Origin of the sequence: Allostreptomyces psammosilenae (genome assembly GCF_013407765.1) — a bacterium.
In the GTDB taxonomy this organism is placed as follows: Bacteria; Actinomycetota; Actinomycetes; order Streptomycetales; family Streptomycetaceae; genus Allostreptomyces; species Allostreptomyces psammosilenae.
The window spans coordinates 200,500-219,964 of the sequence record NZ_JACBZD010000001.1 but is presented as its reverse complement, the minus strand read 5'-3'; the positions used below and the strand labels follow the sequence as shown (position 1 = coordinate 219,964).

Here is a 19,465-nt window from a genome sequence, read left to right as displayed (position 1 = left end):
GCGGCCGGCTCAGCGCACCGGCACGTCCGCCCCGGCCGGGGCCGCGGAGCCCGCCGCGGCGGCGCGGCCCACGTGGCTGCGGCCGCGGCCGTAGAGGTAGTACACGGCCAGCCCGAGGACGAACCACACCGCGAAGGCGATCCAGGTGAAGACCTGGAGGTTCAGCATCAGGTAGACGCAGGCCAGCACCGAGACGATCGGCAGCACCGGTACCAGCGGCGTGCGGAAGCCGCGCGGCAGGTCGGGCCTGGTGCGGCGGAGCACCAGGACGCCGCCGGAGACGACCGCGAACGCGAACAGGGTGCCGATGTTGACCATCTCGGCCAGCCGGTCGAACGGCACGAAGGCGGTTATCACGGCCAGCACGACGCCGAGCACCACGATGGAGCCGTAGGGGGTGCCGTACTTGGGGTGGACCTTGGAGAAGACCGGCGGCAGCAGGCCGTCCCGGCTCATGGCGAAGAACACCCGGGTCTGGCTGCGGAAGCAGATCATCGCCACGGCGATGATGCCGAGGACGGCCGCCAGGGAGATCACGCCGGCGAAGAAGGGCGCGCCGACGGAACGGAAGGCGTCGGCGAGCGGGGCGGACTCGGACAGCTCGGTGTAGTGCTGCATGCCGGTGACCACCAGGGCCACCGCGGAGTACAGCACGGTCACCACGGCGAGCGAGCCGATGATGCCGACGGGCAGGTCCCGCTGCGGGTTCCTGGTCTCCTCGGCCGAGGTGGCGACCATGTCGAAGCCGATGTAGGCGAAGAAGACCAGCGACGCGGCGGTGAGGACGCCGGCGACGCCGAAGGACGTCGGGGCGATGCCGAAGATCGTCTCCAGCAGCGAGGCGTGCACCCCGGAGGAGCCCTCGGTGGACTCGGCCGGCGGCACGAACGGGCGGTAGTTCTCCGCGCGGACGAAGAACAGGCCGGCGACGATCACCAGCAGCGTGGCGCCCACCTTGATCACGACCAGGGCGTTGGTGAGCGCCTTGGACAGGGTGCCGCCCACCACCAGCACGCCGGTCAGCGCCACGATCAGCAGCGCTGCCGGGAGGTTCATGAAGGAGCCGTCCTCGCCGGTCAGGGCGTGCGGCAGGTTGATGCCGGCGCTGTCCAGCATCGACTGCAGATAGCCGGACCAGCCGACGCTGACCGCGGCGGCGGCGAGCGTCAGCTCCAGCACCAGCCCCCAGCCGATGATCCAGGCGGGGAGTTCCCCGAAGGTGACGTAGGAGAAGGTGTACGCGGAGCCGGCCACCGGAACGGTGGAGGCGAACTCCGCGTAGCACAGCGCGGCGCAGGCGCAGACGGCCGCCGCGATCACGAAGGAGATGGCGGCCGCCGGTCCGGCGGTGTTCTTCGCCACCGTGCCGGTGAGCACGAAGATGCCCGTGCCGAGGATGACGCCCACGCCCAGCACGGCGAGGTCGAAGCCCCCGAGGTCGCGGCGGAGCTTGCGTTCGCCGCCGGCCGCCTCGCGCAGGGCCTGCTCCACGGATTTCGTCCGTGCCATCGGCCGCTCCCATCACTTCAAGTAGCTCGGGTCCGTGGCCGACCGCCGGCCCCGGGCCGGGGCCGGGAGGCAGACCACATCGTCATTTCATCTCCCCGAAACCTGGGGACCCGGGAACGTTACAGAACGGGCCCAGCCTGCGAACAGTACCGTCCGAATATCGGACATGTCAGATCAGCGGGGGCTCCACGCGGCCGATCGGACCACAGCGGGCCCGGCAGCCCGGAGCAGATGAAGAATGCACGATCGGCAACTTTGCAGGTGATGCAATAATCGTATCCATGACTCCATCCGACGCCCACCCCGAGGGCCTGCGCGCCCGCAAGCGGCGGGCCACCCGCGTGGCCCTCCACCGCGCGGCACTGGAGCTGGCCGACGAGCACGGCTACGAGTCGGTCACCATCGAGCGGATCTGCGAGCGGGCCGGCTTCTCCACGCGCACCTTCTTCAACTACTTCCGGTGCAAGGAGGAGGCCTTCGTCCTCCCGCCCACCCCGGACGACCACGCCGAGACGCTGCGCCCGGTCGCCGAGGGCGAGGGCGTGGCCAACCTGCTGGCCGACGTCTACCGGGCCTTCACCGCCGACATCGCGCGGCACGCGCCCCAGCTGGCCGAGGCCCGGCGGTACTACCGGGTCCTGGAGGAGAACCCGACGCTCAAGCTCCGCCAGCTCAGCGTGATGGCCGAGTCGGAGCAGGAACTCGTCCGGGCGGTGGCACGGCGCACCGGCACCGACCCGGAACGCGACCTGCTCCCCCGGGTGATCGCCGCCACGGTCTTCGGCGCCCTGCGGGCCGCCTTCGAGAAGTGGGTGGCCGACCAGGAGGAACGCTCGATCGAGCTGTGGCTGAGGGAGGCGCTCGCCGCCCTCGCCTCCGGCCTGGGCGGCGTGATCCCGGTCGTGCCGCCGCCGCACGGCGACGGCACCCCACCGCACACCACCACCACCACCGACACCGACACCGCCTCACAGGAGCACACGTGAGTACCAGCCCGTCCGCCCCAGACGGCTCCATAGCGGGCCCCGCCGGGGACGGTCCCGGCCGACGGCAGATCACCATGGTCTTCTCGGGCCTGCTGCTGACCATGCTGATGGCCTCGCTGGACCAGACGATCCTGGGCACCGCCCTGCCGACCATCGTCGGCGAGCTGGAGGGGGTGAACCACATGTCGTGGGTCATCACCTCGTACCTGCTGGCCACCACCATCTGCATGCCGATCTTCGGCAAGCTCGGCGACCTCTACGGCCGCAAGAACCTCTTCCTGATCTCCATCGCCATCTTCGTCATCGCCTCGGCGCTGTGCGGCTTCTCGCAGAGCATGATGCAGCTGATCGTCTTCCGCGGCATCCAGGGCATCGGCGGCGCGGGCCTGATGATCTGCGCGCAGGCGATCGTCGCCGACGTGGTCCCCGCCCGGGACCGCGGCCGGTACATGGGCGTCATGGGCGGCGTCTTCGCGCTCTCCTCGGTGGCCGGCCCGCTGATCGGCGGGTTCTTCACCGACCAGGCCGACTGGCGCTGGTGCTTCTGGATCAACCTGCCGGTGGGCGTCTTCGCCTTCGTCAGCGCCGCCGTACTGCTGAAGCTCCCCAAGCACGAGCACGCCCAGCGTCCGCCCTTCGACTACCTGGGCACCGCGCTGATGGCCGGCGCGGTCACCTGCCTGATCCTGTTCACCAGCTGGGGCGGGGTGGAGTACGACTGGGGCTCGGGCACCATCCTCGGCCTGATCGCGGCCACCGTGGTGCTCTCCGTGGCCTTCGTGCTGGTCGAGCTGCGCGCGGCCGTGCCGATCATCCCGCTGCGGCTGTTCCGGGACTCGATCTTCACCGTCTCCACCGTGATCGGCATGATCGTGGGCCTGGGGATGTTCGGCGCCGCGGCCTACCTGCCCACCTTCCTGCAGATGGTCACCGGCGAGACGGCCACCAACTCCGGTCTGCTGACCCTGCCGATGATGGCCGGCGTACTGATCACCTCCATCCTGTCCGGACGGTGGATCAGCGTGAACGGCCGGTACAAGATCTACCCGATCGTCGGCACCGCGGTCTCCGGCCTCGGCATGGTGCTGCTGTCCCTGATGGACGCCGAGACCTCCCGGGTGGTCGCCGGCCTCTACATGGCGGTGCTCGGCGCAGGCCTCGGCCTGGTCATGCAGGTGCTGGTGCTCGCGGTGCAGAACGCGGTGCCCCCGCAGGAGGTGGGCACGGCCACCTCGGCGAACAACTTCTTCCGGGAGATCGGCGCCTCGCTGGGCACCGCCCTGTTCGGCGCCATCTTCGTCTCCCGCCTCGGCGCCGAGCTGGAGCGGATCCCCGGCGAGATCGCCCAGGTCGTCCCGGAGCCGAACGCGCTGACGCCCGCGCTGGTCCAGGCGCTGCCCGTGGAGATGCAGCACTTCTTCGTGACGGCCTACGCCGACGCGCTGACCCCCGTCTTCCTCTACCTGTCCCCGGCCTTCGTGGCGGCCTTCGTGCTCTCCCTGATGCTGCGGGAGAAGCCGCTGGCCACCGAGGTGATGGCGCAGATGGGCGCCCCCGGCCAGGCCGAGGGCACCGGCGCGGCCGGCGCGGACCGGCCCGCCGCCGCGTCCCCCGACGAGGACGGCACCGGCGAGAAGGCGGTCCCCGCCGGCCGGAGCTGAACCGGCGCGGGGTGACCGCGGTGCCGGCCGGGGCCGGCCGGCACCGCGGCGCACCTCGGCGGGCGGCGCCGCGGCGGGCGGCTGGCTGGTTCGTGCCATGACCGGTATTCGCCAGCGGTGGCCCTCGTCAGCGAATTCGTAGGACAGACATACTGACGGGTCATCCGACAACGCCTCCTGACAAGGATGCCGATGACCCACGATTCGCGGGCGCGAGCGCGCCTGAGGAGAGCCGTGGTGGCGGCCGGGCTGATCACAGGCCTGGCCGCCACGTCCGTACCCGGGACCGCGTACGCCACCACGCCCCTGGTCACCACCGCCGACCAGACCCCGGGGGCGGCCGACGACAAACTCGGCGGCCACGACGCCGACCTGCTCGCCACCGCGAAGGCGGAGGGGCACGACGCCGTCACCCTCCTGCTCGCCACCGCCCCCGGCCGCGCCGACGCCGTCGCCGACCGGCTCGACGCGACCGGAGCGTCCACCGGGCGCCTGGAGGACGAGCTCGGCTACCTCCGCGTCACCGTTCCCACCGAGCGGGCCGACGCCGCCATCGCCGAGGCGCAGGAGTCCCGCGACGTCGTCGCCATCGACCTCAACGAGTCGATACCGCTGCCCGACCCCTCCCCCGTCGAGGGCGAGCCCGCCTCCGGCGCCCCGAGCGGGCAGGGCGACGGGGCCGGCGGCGCCGACGCCGGCGACCTCCCCACCCCCGGCACCCCCCACCTGGTCCCGGACACCACCCCGCCCGGCGACGCGGCGGCGGACGGCGCGGCGGAGCGGCCCGGGCGCCGGCCCGCCGAGCGGGGCACCGCGGAGCGGACCTACCCCGGGCCCGACGCCCGGACCGGCCCCGCCAACCCCTACATGCCGATCCAGGACACCGGCGCCGCCCAGTTCGTCCGGGACAACCCCCGCTGGGACGGACGCGGCGTCACCATCGGCATCCTCGACTCCGGTGTGGACCTCGCCCACCCCGCCCTCCAGGAGACCACCACCGGCGAGCGCAAGATCGTCGACTGGGTCACCGCCACCGACCCGCTCACCGACGGCGACGGCACCTGGCTGCCGATGCTCGACGAGGTCCGGGGACCGGCGTTCGAGTACGCCGGCCGCGCCTTCCGGGCCCCCGCCGGCGCCTACCGGATCCACACCTTCGCCGAGGCGGAGACCACCGGCGGCGACATGTACGGCGACCTCAACCGGGACGGCGACTCCATCGACTCCTGGGCCGTGCTGTACGACCCGGCGACCGGCGAGGTCCGCGTCGACCTCGACGACGACGCCGACTTCACCGACGAGGAGGCCATGCTGCCCTACGCGGAGCGGCAGCAGGTCGGCTACTTCGGCACCGACGACCCGACCACCGACATCGCCGAGGCCGTCTCCTTCGTCGTGGAGCACCGCACCGACGTCGACCTCTCCCCGGTCGGCGAGGAGTGGGCCGGACGCACCGCCGACTTCGTCAACATCGGCGTGGTGGAGTCCGCCCACGGCACCCACGTCGCCGGCATCACCGCCGCCAACGGCATGTTCGGCGGCGCGATGACCGGCGCCGCCCCCGGCGCGCGGATCGTCTCCTCCCGGGCGTGCTCCTGGAGCGGCGGGTGCACCGCCGTGGCGCTCAGCGAGGGCATGATCGACCTGGTGGCGAACCGCGGCGTGGACGTGGTCAACATGTCCATCGGCTCGCTGCCCGCCCTGAACGACGCCAACAGCACCCGCGCCCGGCTCTACGACCGGCTGATCGACGAGTACGGCGTGCAGATGTTCCTCTCGGCCGGCAACAGCGGCCCCGGGCTGAACACCGTCGGCGCCCCCTCGGTGGCCAGCCGGGTGGTCAGCGTCGGAGCCTCCGTCAGCCGGGAGACCTGGGCCGCCAACTACGGCGCGGCGGTCAGCGCGCGCCAGGGCATGTTCCCCTTCTCCTCCACCGGCCCCCGGGAGGACGGCGGCGACAAGCCGACGCTCGCCGCGCCCGGTGCCGCGATCAGCCCGGTGCCGGTGTGGCAGCCCGGACAGCCGATCGCCGAGGCCGGCTACGCGCTCCCCCCTGGCTACGGCATGTTCAACGGCACCTCGATGGCCGCCCCGCAGGCCACCGGCGGCGCCGCGCTGCTGCTCTCGGCCGCCCGGGCGCGCGGCGTGGACGTCACCCCGGCCACCCTGCGCACCGCGCTCACCAGCAGCGCCCGGCTGATCGACGGATACCAGGTCTACCAGCAGGGCGCCGGCCTGATGAACGTCCCCGCGGCCTGGAAGGTGCTCCGGGACGGCCGCGTCGCCTCCGGCGGCTACACCGTCTCCGCCCCGGTCACCACCGCCCTGGCCGACCAGCTGCTCACCCCGGGCCTCGGCGCCGGAATCTACGACCGCGGCACCCCCGCCGAGGGCGGGCCGGTCGCCGGCCGGGCCAAGACGTACCAGGTCACCATCACCCGCACCGGCGGGGCCGCCGGCGCGGTGCGCCACGAGCTGAGCTGGGCCGGCAACGACGGCACCTTCTCCACCGTGCGCTCCCTGCGGCTGCCGCTCGGCGAACCGGTCACGTTCACCGTCACCGCCCGCGGCGGCGTCGGCGCGCACAGCGCCCTGCTGCGCGTCGACGACCCGGCGACCCGCGGCTACGACCACCAGATGATGGCGACCGTGCTGGTCTCCACCCCGCTGGCCACCGAGACCGGCTACCGGAGCACCGGGACCGGCCGGGTGGACCGCGGGCAGGTCGACTCCTACTTCGTCAGCGTGCCCGAGGGCGCCACCGCGCTCCAGGTGAACCTGTCGGGCCTCGGCGAGGGCAGCCAGACCCGCTTCACCCTGGTCAACCCCTACGGCCTGCCGGCCGACACGGTGGAGCTGGCGTACTGCTACACCAACCACTACAACGCCCCGGAGCTCTGCGACGCGGACAGCCGGGCGATCCCCGACCCGATGCCGGGCGTGTGGGAGGTGACCGTGGACGCGCGGCGCACCTCGCCGCTGCTGTCCAACCCGTACACCGTCACCACCAGCGTCTTCGGCGCGGAGTTCGAGCCCGCCGTGCGGACGATCCCCTCCCCCGCCGTCGGCGAGCCCACCGCCGTGGAGTGGAACGTGCACAACCGCTTCGCCGGCCTGACCGGCTCCCTGCGGGGCGGCGACCTCGGCTCCTCGGCGCAGGCACGGCCGACCATCGCCACCGGCGAGTCGGTCACCACCGAGGTCACCGTGCCCGAGGGCGCCTCCAGCGCCGCCTTCACCATCGGCGGGGCCGCCGACCCGCAGGCCGACCTGGACCTGTACGTCTACCTGGACGGCGGCCTGATCGGCTCCTCCGCCGACGGCGACTCCGAGGAGTCGGTGAGCATCCCGTACCCGCCCGCCGGCCGGTACACGGTGGTGGTGCAGGGCTACAGCGTCCCCGCCGGCAGCACCGCCTACGACTACCTGGACGTCTACCACTCCCCGCTGCTCGGCGGGGTGACGGTGGACGGCGGCGAGGTCCGGCTGGACAGCGGCGCCACCAGCCCGGTGACCGCCCAGGTCACCGTGGCCGGCCCGGCGCCGGCCGACCGGACCTTCTTCGGCGAGGTGGACCTGGTCGAGGCGAGCGGCTCGGTGGTCGGCACGGCCCGCGTGGAGATCACCGGCGCGACCGGCTGACCCTCCGCCCGGCCCCGAACACGCCGGCGCCCCGGCGGGAGAGCCCTCCCGCCGGGGCGCCGGCGTCCGTCTGCCCGGGGTCAGCCGCCCTGGCGCTCCAGCCAGCCGGCCTGCGCCTCCTCCAGCGCGGCCGCCATCTGGTCCAGGAACTCCTGGGCCGAGACGTCACCGAGCAGCACGGACTGGAACACCGGCTCCATGTCCGTCTTGGTGATCGCGTTGAACTCCGGCAGGTAGTACGGGAGCTGGACGATGTTGGTCGCCGGGTCGTTCATCGCCTCCAGCGCGCTCGCCAGCGTCGCGTTCTCCGCCACCCACGGCTCCTCGCCCACCGAGGTGTTGGCCGGGATCTGGCCCACGTTCTGCGACCAGTAGCTGTTCATCGCCTTGGAGGCGACGAACTCGACGAACTTCCAGGCCTCCTCCTTGTGCTCGCTGGTGCGGAACACGCCCAGGCCGTCCACCGGGTTGGAGGTGATGTTGTGGTTCCCCTCGTCGGAGACCGGCAGCGGGATGCCGGTCACCTTGTCCGGGCCGAGGGTGTTCATGTGGTCCTGGTACGAGCCCAGGTTGTGGTGCATGATCCCGATCGAACCGCCGTCGAACTGGGCGACCATCTTGGTGTAGTCGTTGTTCAGGTCGGCCGAGGGCGTCGCGGTCTGGTAGAGGTCGACGATCCGCTCCAGCGCGGCGACGTTCTCCGGGTCGTTGACCGTGGCCTGCCCGGACTCGTCGAAGACGGTCGGGATGCCGGACATCGAGTAGATCTCGTCCAGCACCTGCGGGATCGATCCGGCGCCGCCGCGAATGGTGAAGCCGTAACGGTTCTGCGAGGCGTCGGTCAGCTCCTCCACCGAGGTGAAGAAGTTGTCCCAGGTGTTCGGGGGCTCCAGCCCGGCCTCCTCGTACCAGTCGGTCCGGTACCAGAGGATGCCCATGTTGGCGGAGGTCGGTATCGAGTACAGCTGGTCGTCGTGGGCCGCGGCCCGGACGGACTCCACGAAGTTCGCGCCCAGCTCGTCCCTCAGCGGGCTCGCCTCGAACCGCTCGTCCAGCGGCTCCAGCGCCTCCTGGATGGCGAGGCCGGACAGGTAGGCGGTGGAGACGCCACCGACGTCCGGCAGCCCGCCCGCGGCCACCGCCGTGTCGTACTTCTGCTGCACCTGGGCGATGGGCACGCCCACGTAGTTCACCGTGATGCCCGGGTTCGCCTTCTCGAACTCGGCGATCATGTGCTCCCACAGCGGAGTGCGCCCGGGGCCGCCGTTGTTGTCCCAGAAGGTGATCTCCACCGTCCCGTCGGCGGAATCCGAACCGGAGCCGGAACCACACGCGGTGAGCAGGAGGGTGGAGGCCGCCAGGACGGCTGTCGCGGCGGTGAACCGGCGGACGGTCCGCCGCCCGGAACGGCTGGATGTCATGGACGTCGCCTTTCGCGTCGTGCAGTCATAGGAATCACCATCGACCGCGCGGGGCGGTCGTTCCCTCGCCCGGGCGATCCCCGGCGCGAATCCGAAATCACTTTCCCGAGGACCGGGAAAGCGCTTTCTCCGCTTGAGCCGAGACTGGCATTGCGGAGACAACCCGTCAATCCCCCGGAAACCGGGAAAATTTCCGGAAAACCATCATTTTCCAACGTGTTCCACCACGAAGGGTCCGAAAAGGCCGGCTCCGGGGTTTTCCTCCTCCGGGCCCTCACCGGAGGCGCCGGGCGCCGCCGCGAAGAGCGCCACGGCGGCGCCCACCCAGCGCCCCGGCACGGCGCCGAACGGCCCGCAGGCCACCCCCGCAGCACCCGCCGCACCGGTCGCGTCGGCCACGTCGGTGACCGGCCCGGTGCCGTCGGACACCCGGGCGTCGAGGTGGCAGACCGCGCCCGCGCGGGTGCGCAGCCGGAGCACCACCCGGGCGCCGTCCGGCACCCGGACCGGCTCGGCCGCGTCCCGTTCGGCGCTCGCCGAGGCGCCGGCCGCCGCGGCGCCCCCGACCGTCCCGGCCTCCCGATCGCCCGCCCCCGCCGGGTCGCCCGACGGGAAGGTGGTGCGGGCCACCAGCCAGCTGTGCCCGTCCCGCCGCTCCAGGCCGACCCACGCGTACTCCCGGCCCAGCACGGCGAGCCCGGCGCGCGCCCCGTCCGCCGTCGACTCCAGCCGCAGCGTGGTGCACGCGTCGAACTCCTCGGCCGGGAAGCGCTGCTCCAGCACGTTCGGCAGCGCGCGCAGGTCGGCCGCCAGCTCGTCCCGCCGGCAGCTGAGGGACAGGGGGTGGTCCCGGCCCCCCGCCCCGCCCGGCCCCATGGCGTACCAGCCCGCTCCGGTGGGCCCCGCGCCGTCCGGGTGGCCCGGGTCGCCCTGCCAGGACCACTGCGGCCCCGGGCCCGCGCCGGTGAAGTCGTCGCCGTCGGCGGGACGCGCCGGCGGCCCCGGCCTCGCGACCCGCGGCGCCGGCCACTCGGCCACCGGGCTGCCGAGGCCGCTCCCGTCGGCGTCGACGCCCATCACCGGCCAGCCGTCCGCCCGCCAGCCCATCGGCTGCAGGTGCACGACCCGGCCATAGGCGCCCCGGTCCTGGAAGTGCAGGAACCAGTCCTCGCCGGAGGGGGTGTCCACCCAGGCGCCCTGGTGCGGACCGTTGACCCCGGTGGCGCCCTGGGCCAGCACCACCCGGTGCTCGTAGGGCCCCTCGATCCGCCGGGAGCGGAAGGCGTACTGCCACCCGGTGGCCACCCCGCCGGCCGGGGCCAGGATCCAGTACCAGCCGTCCCGGCGGTACAGCTTGGGGCCCTCCAGGGTGCGGCAGCCGTCGATGGCGTCGCCGTCCACCACGGTGCGGCCCTCGTCCAGCAGCTCGCCGGCGTCGGGGCTCATCCGGTGCAGGGTCAGCCGGTTGCCGATGCCGCTGCGGCTGCGGGCCCAGCCGTGCACCAGCCAGGCGGTGCCGTCCTCCTCCCACAGCGGGCAGGGGTCGATCAGCCCCCGGCCGGCCCGCAGCAACCGCGGCTCGCTCCACGGCCCGGCCGGGTCCTTCGCCGTCACGGTGAACAGCCCGTGGTCCGGATCCGGGTAGACGATCACGAACCGCCCGTCGTGGTGCCGGATCGCCGGCGCCCACACGCCGGAGCCGTGCCGGGGCCGGGAGTACGCCCCGGCCTCGTGCAACCGGGGCAGCGCGTGCCCGACCAGCGTCCAGTGCACCAGGTCGCGGGAGTGCAGCAGCGGCAGCCCGGGGGTGCGGTGGAAGCTGGAGGCGGTCAGGTAGAAGTCCTCACCGACCCGCACCACGTCGGGGTCGGACCAGTCCGCCGGTAGGACCGGGTTGCGGTAGCGCGGTTCCATTCACGTCCTCCTGGAGCCGGTCGGGTGCGCCGCCGGAGTGGCCGCCGCCATCGCCACCGGGCGCCGGGTGGACTCCCGCAGCACCACCTCGGCGTCCACCCGGACCAGCCGGGGCGGGCCGGCGGACGCCTCCAGGGCGAGCGCGGCGGCCCGCTGCCCCATCGCGGTGAGCGGCAGCCGCACGGTGGTCAGGGCCGGGGCGACGTCGCGCAGCGTCGGGATGTCGTCGAAACCGGCCAGCGCGACGTCGTCCGGCACGGCTATCCCCTGCTCGCGGAAGGCGGCCAGGGCGCCGAGCGCCATCACGTCGTTGACCGCGAACACGCAGTCCGGCAGCGGACCCGCCTCCAGCAGGGCGAGCGCCGCCGCGTGGCCGCCCTCCCGGGTGAAGGGCCCCGGGATCACCGCGGCGTCCGGCACGGAGAGCCCGCGCGCGGCCAGGCCCTCGCAGAACCCGGCCAGCCGCTCGGTGGCGGTCAGCAGGGCGTCCGGCCCGCGCAGCACGGCGAAGTCCCGGTACCCCCGGTCGGCCAGCGCGTGCGCCAGCGCCCGGGCCCCCGCACGGTTGGCCGGCTGCACGGTGTGCGCGCCGAGCCCGGGCTGGCCGACCGCGCAGACCTGGCCGCCCTCGGCCAGGAAGGCGGCCACCTCCGCGCGCAGCGCCCGGGTGCGCCCGGCGTCCCGGACCCGGCTGCCCACCAGGACCAGCGCCCGGGTGCGCTGGGCCCGCATGGTGGCGACGAACTCCGGCTCGTACTCCGGGCGGCGCAGGCTGTTGCCGAGCACCACCATGCCGTGCGGCTCGGCCTCGCGCATGGCCCCGGCGGCGATGCTGGAGAAGTACGGGTCGGCGATGTCGTGCACCAGCACCCCGATCAGGCTGCTGCGACCCCGGGCCACGGCCTGGGCGTGCCGGTTGGGCAGGTAGCCGAGCTCGGAGGCGGCGCCGAGCACGCGTTCGCGGAACTCGGGGGTGACGCTGCGGGTGCTGCCGTTGATGACCCGGGAGGCCGTGGAGAGGGAGACGCCGGCCCGGCGGGCGACGTCCTCCAGCGTCACGGCCACCCGGCGGGTCACCGTTCCTCCCGTCCGGAACTGCGGGCCTCGCGCGCCGCGGCGTCCGCGGCGGCGGCGACCAGGGCCGCCGCCGTCTCCGGGGCGCACCGGCCGTCGGCGACCACGACGGTGTGCCGGCGGCGCAGCGGATCGTCCGGGCCCACCTCGACCGGTTCCGCCCAGGCGAGCGAGGAGCCGACGCCGGGGTACTCCCGGGCCCGCACGAACCACGCGTCGGCCGCGGTGCGCGGGTCGGCGGCGGCGAAGGCCACCGTCCAGCCGGCCCCGGTGGCCGTGGTGCCGCACACCGCCACCCAGTCGGCGTGGCTGCCGTGCGCCGCCGCCTCGCCCTCGCCCCCGGGCACCCGCACGGCGATGTCCGTGGAAGTGCCGGGCAGCCGCCAGAAGAAGCCGCCGTAGCCGGCGCCGGGGCGGCCGTTGGTCGCCGGGCTGCCGATGCGCACCGGCCGCTCCCCGGCGACGGCCAGCTCCACCGCGAGGTCCAGGGCCCAGGCGGCGACGCCGTCGGCCTCCACGGGGCGGGCCCGCACCGTGCGCCGCTCGGTCAGCAGCACGGCGCCGTCCGCGCCGTGCCAGGCCAGCTCCTCGGTGAATCCGGCGTCGTCGAGCCGGGTGAAGGCGAGGTGGCGCTGGGTGCCGTGGTTGGCCAGCTCGGTGGGGCCGGCGCCCGCGACGAAGGTGCGTCCGCCCCAGAAGTTCTGGCCGGCGACGTCCGGGACGGCCAGCGAGGCCCCGAGGTGGTGCAGGTGGTCGACCGGCATGAACTCGGTGACGGCGGTGCCGGCCAGGGTGCGCACCGGGTGCCAGAAGGGACGCGGGGAGAGCCGGGCGGGCAGGTGCGCCGGCCAGGCGGTGACGTAGTCGGCGACCGGCCGCTCGCCGACCGTCAGGGTGACCACGCCGTCCCCCCGCCGGTCCGGGTCCGTGCCCTGGTCGCGGCGCGCCCAGGGCACGCCGAGTTCGGACAGCAGCGCCAGCCGGTCGGCGCCGCAGGCGGCCAGCTCCGCGGCGCCGTCGAGCTCTCGCCGTTCGGTGCCGTCCTCGGCGGGCACGGTGCGCACGTACCGCTGCGGGATGGGCAGCGGGTCGGGCGCGGTGCGCACCGCCTCCAGCACCCGGGTGAAGGCGCCGGTGCGGCGCGGCGGCACCAGCAGCTCCTCGCCGGCGCGGACGTGGCCGATCAGGTTCTCCAGCAGGTCGGTGCGGCCGCCGGAGTAGGTCGTGGAGCTGCCGTCGCCGAGGTCGAGGCGGACCTGGTCGAGCGTGTACCACAGGGTGATCCGGCCGCGTTCGCCGTGCACCAGCACGTACGGCTCGTGCCGGCGGTCGGCGCAGAGGGTGGCGGTGACGGTGAGGGTGGTGCCGCGCGCGGTGGTCAGCCGCAGCGCGGAGGTGTCGTCGCTCTCGATCGGGTTGGCGTGGAACAGCTCCAGCTCGATGTCGCGGACGTCGTCCTCGCCCTCGCTGCCGTCCACCGCCAGCGCGGTGGCGACGGCGTGCGCGAGCGGGTTGGTGAGCACCCCGTCGACCACGTCCACGCCGTCGATCCGGCGCCGTCCGGCCCACCGGGCGCGGCTGTAGTAGGCGGCGTCACGGCTCCAGGCGCCGGCGGCGCCGATGCCGGTGACCCGCCCCATCGCGCCCTCGGCGATCAGCCGGCGGGTCGTCTCCACGGCGGTGGAGCCCAGCGACTGGAAGCCGATCTGGCAGGCCAGGCCGGAGGCGTCCACGCCCTCCACCAGCCGCCGGTACTCGGCGAGGGTGGCCGCGGTGGGCTTCTCCAGCAGCACGTGGGACCCGGCGGCCAGCGCGGTCAGGGCCAGGTCGACGTGGGTGGGGATGGGCGTGGCGATGATGGTGATCTCGGGGCGGGTCTGCCGCAGCAGGGCGCCCAGGTCGGCGCCCTGCCGCGGCGGGGTGGGTCCGAGTCCGTCCAGGAGGTCGTCCTGGACGGGGACCAGGTCGCAGACGGCGACGAGGTCGGCCCGCCCGGCGGCGGCCGGCTCCCGCAGGTTGCGCAGGTGCCACCGCCCGTGGCCGTGGGCGCCCACCAGGGCGATGCGGGTTGCGTCCATGCCGGTGGCTCCTCGGGTCGAGAGGGCGGATGAGGGACGTGGTCGGGGGTGGGGGGTCGGCCGGGGTCAGATCCGGGTGGTGGTGAGGCGTTGGGGGTCGAAGGTGAGGCCGAGGCCGTGGTGGTGGCCGGGGTGGGCGGTGCCGGCTGTGATGTGGACGGGGGGTTCGCCGGTGAGGAGGCCGAGGGCGGTGAAGGAGGCGTCTTCGACGTCCTCGACCATGCAGGGCAGGGGGAGTGTGCAGGCGAGTTGGGCGGAGACGTCCGGGAGCAGGTGGGGGAAGGTGGGGATGTTCCAGGTGCGGGCGAGTTCGGCGATGCGGAGCAGGGGGGTGATGCCGCCGACGCGGGCGATGTTGGGTTGGACGATGTCGCAGGCGCCGGCGATCAGGAGGTCGCGGAAGCCGTAGCTGGTGTGGACGTTCTCGCCGAGGGCGATGGGCACGTCCACGGCCTGGCGGAGTGCGGTGTGGGCGGCGATGTCGTCGGCGGGGAGGGGTTCTTCGACCCAGTGCAGGTCGTAGCGGGCGAGGGCGGTGATGGCGCGGCGGGCGGTGGGCAGGTCCCAGCGTTGGTTGGCGTCGATCATCAGCCGGGTGCGTGGGCCGATGGCGGCGCGTACCGCGGCGATGCGTTCGACGTCCTCGTCCAGGTCCGGGCGGCCGACCTTGACCTTGATGGCGGGTAGGCCGCGGGCGGTCCAGCGTTCGGCCTGGGCGAGGAGTTCGTCGAGGGGGTAGTGGAGGTTGACGCCGCTGCCGTAGGCGGGGATGGTGTCGCGGCGGCGGCCGATCTCGTCGATCACGCCGTGGCCGGCGGCGCGGGCGCGCAGGTCCCACAGGGCGGTGTCGATGGCGGCCAGGGCGAGGGTGGTGACGCCGCCGGCGCCGGCCTCACGCAGGTGGCGCCACACCACGTCCCACACCGCACCCGGGTGGGCGGGCAGGCCGACGGCGGCGGGGGCGGCCTCGGTCAGGAGCATGGAGTGCACCGCTTCGGCGCCGATCTGCGGGGTCCAGGTGAAGCCGGTGCCGGTGCGGCCGTCCTCGTCGGTGACGGTGCACACGATCAGGTGGTTCGCCGGCACGTCCGGCCCCCACGGGCGCGGCAGCGGCACACGGTGCGCGGTGGCCTCGACCACCGCGATCGGGGCGATCGCCATCCTCAGACACCGCCCTCCACCCGAGCCTCGGCGCCGACCAGCGCCAAACCGGTGTCGATGATCCGCGCCAACTCCTTGAGGTCCTCGGCGCTCGGCTCCACCAGCGGCGCCCGCACCGGCCCCACCTCCAACCCCCGCAACCGCGCACCCGCCTTCACCAGCGAGACCGCATAACCAGGCACCCGGCTACGCAGTTCCACCAGGGGGCCGTAGAACTCGCTGAGCAGCCGACCGACCACGTCCTGGTCACCACCGGTCAGGGCACGGTGGAAGGCGGTGGCCACCTCGGGCGCGAAACAGAACGCCGCCGAGGAATACAGATCCACCCCGATCCCCCGATACGCCGGCACGGTCAACTCCGCGGTCGGCAGACCGTTGAAGAACGCGAAACCCTCACCGATCTCCCGCCGGATGGCGAGCACGACGCGGTGCATCCGGTCGATGTCACCGTTGCCGTCCTTCAACCCCACCACGCCCGGGATACGGGCCAGATCCACGGCGGTGGCCGGATCCAGGACCACACCGTCACGCTGGTAGAGCACCACCGGCAACCCCTGCTCCGCGACCGCACGCACATACGCCGCGAAACCCTCGGTGGGCGACTTGGCGACATACGGCGGCATCAGCAACAGACCATCCGCACCCGCTTCACGCGCGTTCGCGGCCTGCTCCAGGGCTGCGCCGAGTGGTCCGCCGGCGCCGGCGAGGACGGGGACCCGTCCGGCGGTGGTGGCCACGGCGGTGCGGACGGCGGCGGCGTGCTCGGCGGTGGACAGGGAGTGGAACTCGCCGGTGCCGCAGGCGACGAAGACGCCGCCGGGGCCGTGCTCCAGGCCGCCGGCGATGTGGGTGGCCAGGACGTCGGTCGCCACCTGGCCGTCGGGCGTGAACGGGGTGAGGGGGAAGAACAGGACGCCGTTGAGCTTCATGGTTTCCTTCTGGCGGTGCGAGTACGGGGGAGGGGGAGCGGTGGCCGCTGGGGACGGCTGACGGGATGTCGTTGTGGAGAGCTACCGGCTCGTCTCACTGCGGGAAGGAGATGGGGGAAGGTGAGCGGGAGACGCCGTCAGCCGGACGTCCTAGTCGAGGTGGTCGCGCCAGCTGTGTCGGGGGTGCCAGCCGAGGAGGCGTTGGGCCTTGGCGATGGAGAAGGCCGGGGTGGTGCCGGTGAGCGCCTTGGCATGCCCCGCCGTGCCCGGGTGGGCGGCCGGCAGCAGGTCGGCCAAGGGCTCGCGGGCCAGGGCGTCGGCGGCCCCGGCGTAGAACACCTCGCCGCTGGGAATGTCCGGCAGCCGGTGCAGCAGCCGCAGCACCAGCTCCGCCGCGTCCCGCCCGTCGACGTAGTTGAACAGGGCACGACCAGACAACTCGACGTCGTCCAAGCGCTCGCGGATGGTGTGCCCGGTCTGGGTGGGTGCGCCCTCCCAGTCCTCCGGGGCGACCACGAAACAGGGCCGGAAGGCGGCGTAGCGGGAGCGGTCGCCACCGGTGCGGGCGAAGGTCCGCATGGCCTCCTCGGCGGCCAGCTTGGACAGGCTGTAGGCGTTCCACGGCTCGCTGGGGTGGTCCTCGTCCAGCGGCAGGTAGCGCGGGACCCAGCCACCCGGCGCGCCGTAGCCGACCACGGTCGGGCTGCTGGCCACCACGACACGGCCCACCCCCGTGCCCGCGGCGGCCTCCAGCACGTTGAACGCCAACTGCGTGTTCACCCGGTAGGTGAACGCGTCCGAGCGGCTGAACGGAGTGGCGATCGCCGCCAGGTGCACCACCGCCGCCGGGCGGAACCGCACCATCGCCTCGAACGCCTCACCCAGATCCGTCAGATCCGCCGGAAGGAACCCCGGCAGCACCGTGCGGTACGGGCCGGCCGGGGCCGGAGCGGTGTCCACCCCGACCACCTCCATCCCCGCCCCCACCAACACCGCCGCCACACACCGACCCAGACGACCCGAACTCCCCGTCACCAACACCCGACTACCCACCGGCAACGGATCGGAGGGGGCCGGGTGGGTCCCGGCGTTGCCTGGTCCGGTGGTCCGGTCCGTGCTGTCCGTCATGCAGGTCACCCCTTCACCGCGCCGGCGGACATGCCGCGCACCAGGTAGCGCTGGATCACCGCGAAGATCGCCACCACCGGCAGGGCCGCGACGACGCCGCCGGCCGCGAGGGCGCCGAAGTCGACGCTGTACTCGCCGAGGGTGTAGCTCAGGCCGACCGGGATCGTGTACGACTCCTGCTCGTTGACGAACATCAGGGCGAACAGGAAGTTGTTCCAGGCGCCGATGAAGGCGAAGGAGCCCACCGCGATCAGGCCGGGCGTGAGCATGGGCAGCACGATGGCGCGGAACGCCTGGAACCGGGAGCAGCCGTCCACCCAGGCGGCCTCCTCCAGCTCCATCGGGATGTTCCGGACGAAGCCGCTGATCAGGATGAGCGACAGCGGCAGCTGGAAGACGGTCTCGGCGACCACCAGCGACCACAGGCTGTTGATCAGGCCCAGGGTGCGGAAGATCTCGAACAGCGGGATGAGCATCATCGCGCCGGGGATGAACTGGGTGCACAGCAGGGCCAGCAGGAAGATGTTGCGTCCCCGGAACGGGTAGCGGGCCAGGGCGTAGCCGCCGGCCAGCGCGATCACCGTGGTGGTGAACAGGGAGGCGACGCCGACCCAGACGCTGTTCCAGAAGAAGGTGGAGTAGCCGAGGTCGTACCAGACCGTCTCGAAGTGCTCGAAGGTGATCGGCCAGGGCAGCAGCGAGGTGGAGCCGTTGGGCCGGAGCGCGAACACCAGCATCCAGTAGAACGGCACCAGGGTGAACAGCAGGTACAGGCCGAGCGGGAGGTAGATCTCCCAGCGCCTCGGCGCGTTGCCGGGGCGGCGGCGGCCCGTGCGGCGGCCTCCGGCGCCGGCGCGGCCGGTCGGTCCGGGGGCGGCGGACGGCTCCTTGCCGGGGGCGGTGTCCACGGCGGACGGGGCGAGCGACGCGCCGTGCAGGTGCTGCGTGCTCATCAGCGGTTGCCTCCGAACCGGCTCAGCCGCAGGTAGAGGATGGAGAAGAAGAGCAGGATCACGAAGCCGACGGTGGTCAGTGCCGAGCCGTAGCCGAACTCGTGGGACTGCGTGGCCTTCTGCGCCACGTACAGCGGCAGGGTGGTGGTGACGCCGGCCGGTCCGCCACCGGTGAGGGTGTAGAGCAGGTCGACGTTGTTGAACTCCCACACCGCGCGCAGCAGCGTGGACAGGATGATGGCGTCCCGCAGGTGCGGCAGGGTGATGTGCCAGAAGCGGCGGATCCGTCCGGCGCCGTCGACGGAGGCGGCCTCGTACAGCTCGGGGGAGGCGCTCTGCAGGTCGGCGAGGATGAGGATGGCGAAGAAGGGGACGCCGCGCCACAGCTCGGCGACCACCACGGCCCAGAACACCGAGCCGGTGTCGGCCAGCACCGCGGTGTCGTAGCTGCCGATGCCGATGTCCGCCAGGTAGCGGAAGATGCCGGTGGTGGGGTTGTACAGGAGCACCCAGATGCCGGTGGTGAGCACGCCGGAGACGGCCCACGGGGAGAAGACCAGCGCGCGGGCCAGGCCGCGGCCGATGAAGGTCTCGTTGACGATCAGCGCCAGGGCCAGGCCGAAGACCAGCTGGAGCGAGACCTCGACGAGGACCCATCGGACGCTGAAGCCGAGGCTCTGCCAGAAGACCGGATCCTCGAACAGCAGGGTTCGGAAGTTCTCCAGTCCGGCGAAGCCGTTGTCCCACGGTTGGGTGACGTTGTAGGTCTGCAGGCTGTACCAGAGCACGCTCAGGATCGGGTAGACGAGGAACCCGATCATCAGCAGGACCGAGGGGGCGATGAGCAGGTACGGCGTGCTCCGCCCGCGCCTCGGCCTGAGCTGCGGGCGCCGGCGCAGCTTCGCGTCCGCGATGGCCACGGCCGTCACTCCTTAAGGCTCGAAAAGGATGGGGAAAGCGCTTTCCCTTGAACGTAGAAACGCCCGGGGGAAAAGTCAACAGCTCGGCG

Annotated in this window: 13 protein-coding genes; 3 read left to right on the top strand and 10 right to left on the bottom strand. The window is 73.2% G+C overall.

Translation table 11 applies throughout. The features are described from left to right. Positions 1 to 9 precede the first annotated feature (9 nt). Positions 10 to 1,509 carry an amino acid permease gene (locus FHU37_RS00795; RefSeq protein ID WP_179812305.1) on the bottom strand — a complete coding sequence of 500 codons (1,500 nt, stop codon included), beginning with the start codon at positions 1,507 to 1,509 and terminating at the stop codon, positions 10 to 12. 281 nt (positions 1,510 to 1,790) lie between these two features. Here FHU37_RS00795 and FHU37_RS00790 point away from each other — a divergent pair, with 281 nt between their 5' ends. The 3 genes from FHU37_RS00790 (at position 1,791) to FHU37_RS00780 (ending at position 7,798) form a co-directional block, all read left to right on the top strand. Then, positions 1,791 to 2,495 (top strand): TetR/AcrR family transcriptional regulator, encoded by a 705-nt coding sequence (locus FHU37_RS00790; RefSeq protein WP_179812304.1) that lies wholly within the window; start codon positions 1,791 to 1,793, stop codon positions 2,493 to 2,495. Then, positions 2,492 to 4,156 (top strand): MDR family MFS transporter, encoded by a 1,665-nt coding sequence (locus tag FHU37_RS00785; protein WP_179812303.1) that lies wholly within the window; start codon positions 2,492 to 2,494, stop codon positions 4,154 to 4,156. Before FHU37_RS00790 ends, FHU37_RS00785 begins: the two co-directional genes overlap by 4 nt. A 192-nt stretch (positions 4,157 to 4,348) precedes the next feature. Continuing rightward, positions 4,349 to 7,798 (top strand): S8 family serine peptidase, encoded by a 3,450-nt coding sequence (locus tag FHU37_RS00780; protein WP_179812302.1) that lies wholly within the window; start codon positions 4,349 to 4,351, stop codon positions 7,796 to 7,798. An 80-nt stretch (positions 7,799 to 7,878) separates the two neighbouring features. Here the strand turns inward: FHU37_RS00780 and FHU37_RS00775 are convergent, their stop codons facing one another. The 9 genes from FHU37_RS00775 to FHU37_RS00735 form a co-directional block, all read right to left on the bottom strand. Further along, positions 7,879 to 9,219 carry an ABC transporter substrate-binding protein gene (locus FHU37_RS00775; RefSeq protein ID WP_179812301.1) on the bottom strand — a complete coding sequence of 447 codons (1,341 nt, stop codon included), beginning with the start codon at positions 9,217 to 9,219 and terminating at the stop codon, positions 7,879 to 7,881. Between the two features lie 204 nt (positions 9,220 to 9,423). Next, positions 9,424 to 11,133: a glycoside hydrolase family 43 protein gene (locus FHU37_RS00770; protein WP_179812300.1), complete on the bottom strand. Its 1,710-nt coding sequence runs from the start codon at positions 11,131 to 11,133 to the stop codon at positions 9,424 to 9,426. Continuing rightward, entirely contained in the window at positions 11,134 to 12,210 is a 1,077-nt protein-coding gene (locus FHU37_RS00765) for a LacI family DNA-binding transcriptional regulator (RefSeq protein WP_312892358.1), read from the bottom strand. Beyond that, positions 12,207 to 14,285 carry a DUF6807 family protein gene (locus tag FHU37_RS29190; RefSeq protein WP_179812299.1) on the bottom strand — a complete coding sequence of 693 codons (2,079 nt, stop codon included), beginning with the start codon at positions 14,283 to 14,285 and terminating at the stop codon, positions 12,207 to 12,209. The genes FHU37_RS00765 and FHU37_RS29190 overlap by 4 nt, the downstream gene beginning before the upstream one ends. A 66-nt stretch (positions 14,286 to 14,351) precedes the next feature. Then, complete coding sequence (locus tag FHU37_RS00755; RefSeq protein WP_179812298.1) at positions 14,352 to 15,446, bottom strand: mandelate racemase/muconate lactonizing enzyme family protein; 1,095 nt, start codon at positions 15,444 to 15,446, stop codon at positions 14,352 to 14,354. Positions 15,447 to 15,448: 2 nt separating this feature from the next. Next, positions 15,449 to 16,375 carry a 5-dehydro-4-deoxyglucarate dehydratase gene (locus FHU37_RS00750; RefSeq protein ID WP_179812297.1) on the bottom strand — a complete coding sequence of 309 codons (927 nt, stop codon included), beginning with the start codon at positions 16,373 to 16,375 and terminating at the stop codon, positions 15,449 to 15,451. A gap of 150 nt (positions 16,376 to 16,525) precedes the next feature. After that, a complete protein-coding gene (locus tag FHU37_RS00745; protein WP_312892729.1) occupies positions 16,526 to 17,410 on the bottom strand; it encodes an NAD-dependent epimerase/dehydratase family protein in 885 nt (294 codons plus the stop codon). Positions 17,411 to 17,508: 98 nt separating this feature from the next. Next, positions 17,509 to 18,456, bottom strand: coding sequence for a carbohydrate ABC transporter permease (locus tag FHU37_RS00740; RefSeq protein ID WP_179812295.1), 948 nt, complete (start codon positions 18,454 to 18,456; stop codon positions 17,509 to 17,511). After that, entirely contained in the window at positions 18,456 to 19,376 is a 921-nt protein-coding gene (locus FHU37_RS00735) for a carbohydrate ABC transporter permease (protein ID WP_376773872.1), read from the bottom strand. Before FHU37_RS00735 ends, FHU37_RS00740 begins: the two co-directional genes overlap by 1 nt. Positions 19,377 to 19,465 lie beyond the last annotated feature (89 nt).

Coding starts and splice junctions, on each gene's coding strand:
- FHU37_RS00795 (WP_179812305.1), bottom strand. CDS start 1,509: ATGGCACGGACGAAATCCGTGGAGCAGGCCCTGCGCGAGGCGGCCGGC.
- FHU37_RS00755 (WP_179812298.1), bottom strand. CDS start 15,446: ATGGCGATCGCCCCGATCGCGGTGGTCGAGGCCACCGCGCACCGTGTG.
- FHU37_RS00775 (WP_179812301.1), bottom strand. CDS start 9,219: ATGACATCCAGCCGTTCCGGGCGGCGGACCGTCCGCCGGTTCACCGCC.
- FHU37_RS00790 (WP_179812304.1), top strand. CDS start 1,791: ATGACTCCATCCGACGCCCACCCCGAGGGCCTGCGCGCCCGCAAGCGG.
- FHU37_RS00770 (WP_179812300.1), bottom strand. CDS start 11,133: ATGGAACCGCGCTACCGCAACCCGGTCCTACCGGCGGACTGGTCCGAC.
- FHU37_RS00750 (WP_179812297.1), bottom strand. CDS start 16,375: ATGAAGCTCAACGGCGTCCTGTTCTTCCCCCTCACCCCGTTCACGCCC.
- FHU37_RS00780 (WP_179812302.1), top strand. CDS start 4,349: ATGACCCACGATTCGCGGGCGCGAGCGCGCCTGAGGAGAGCCGTGGTG.
- FHU37_RS29190 (WP_179812299.1), bottom strand. CDS start 14,285: ATGGACGCAACCCGCATCGCCCTGGTGGGCGCCCACGGCCACGGGCGG.
- FHU37_RS00740 (WP_179812295.1), bottom strand. CDS start 18,456: ATGAGCACGCAGCACCTGCACGGCGCGTCGCTCGCCCCGTCCGCCGTG.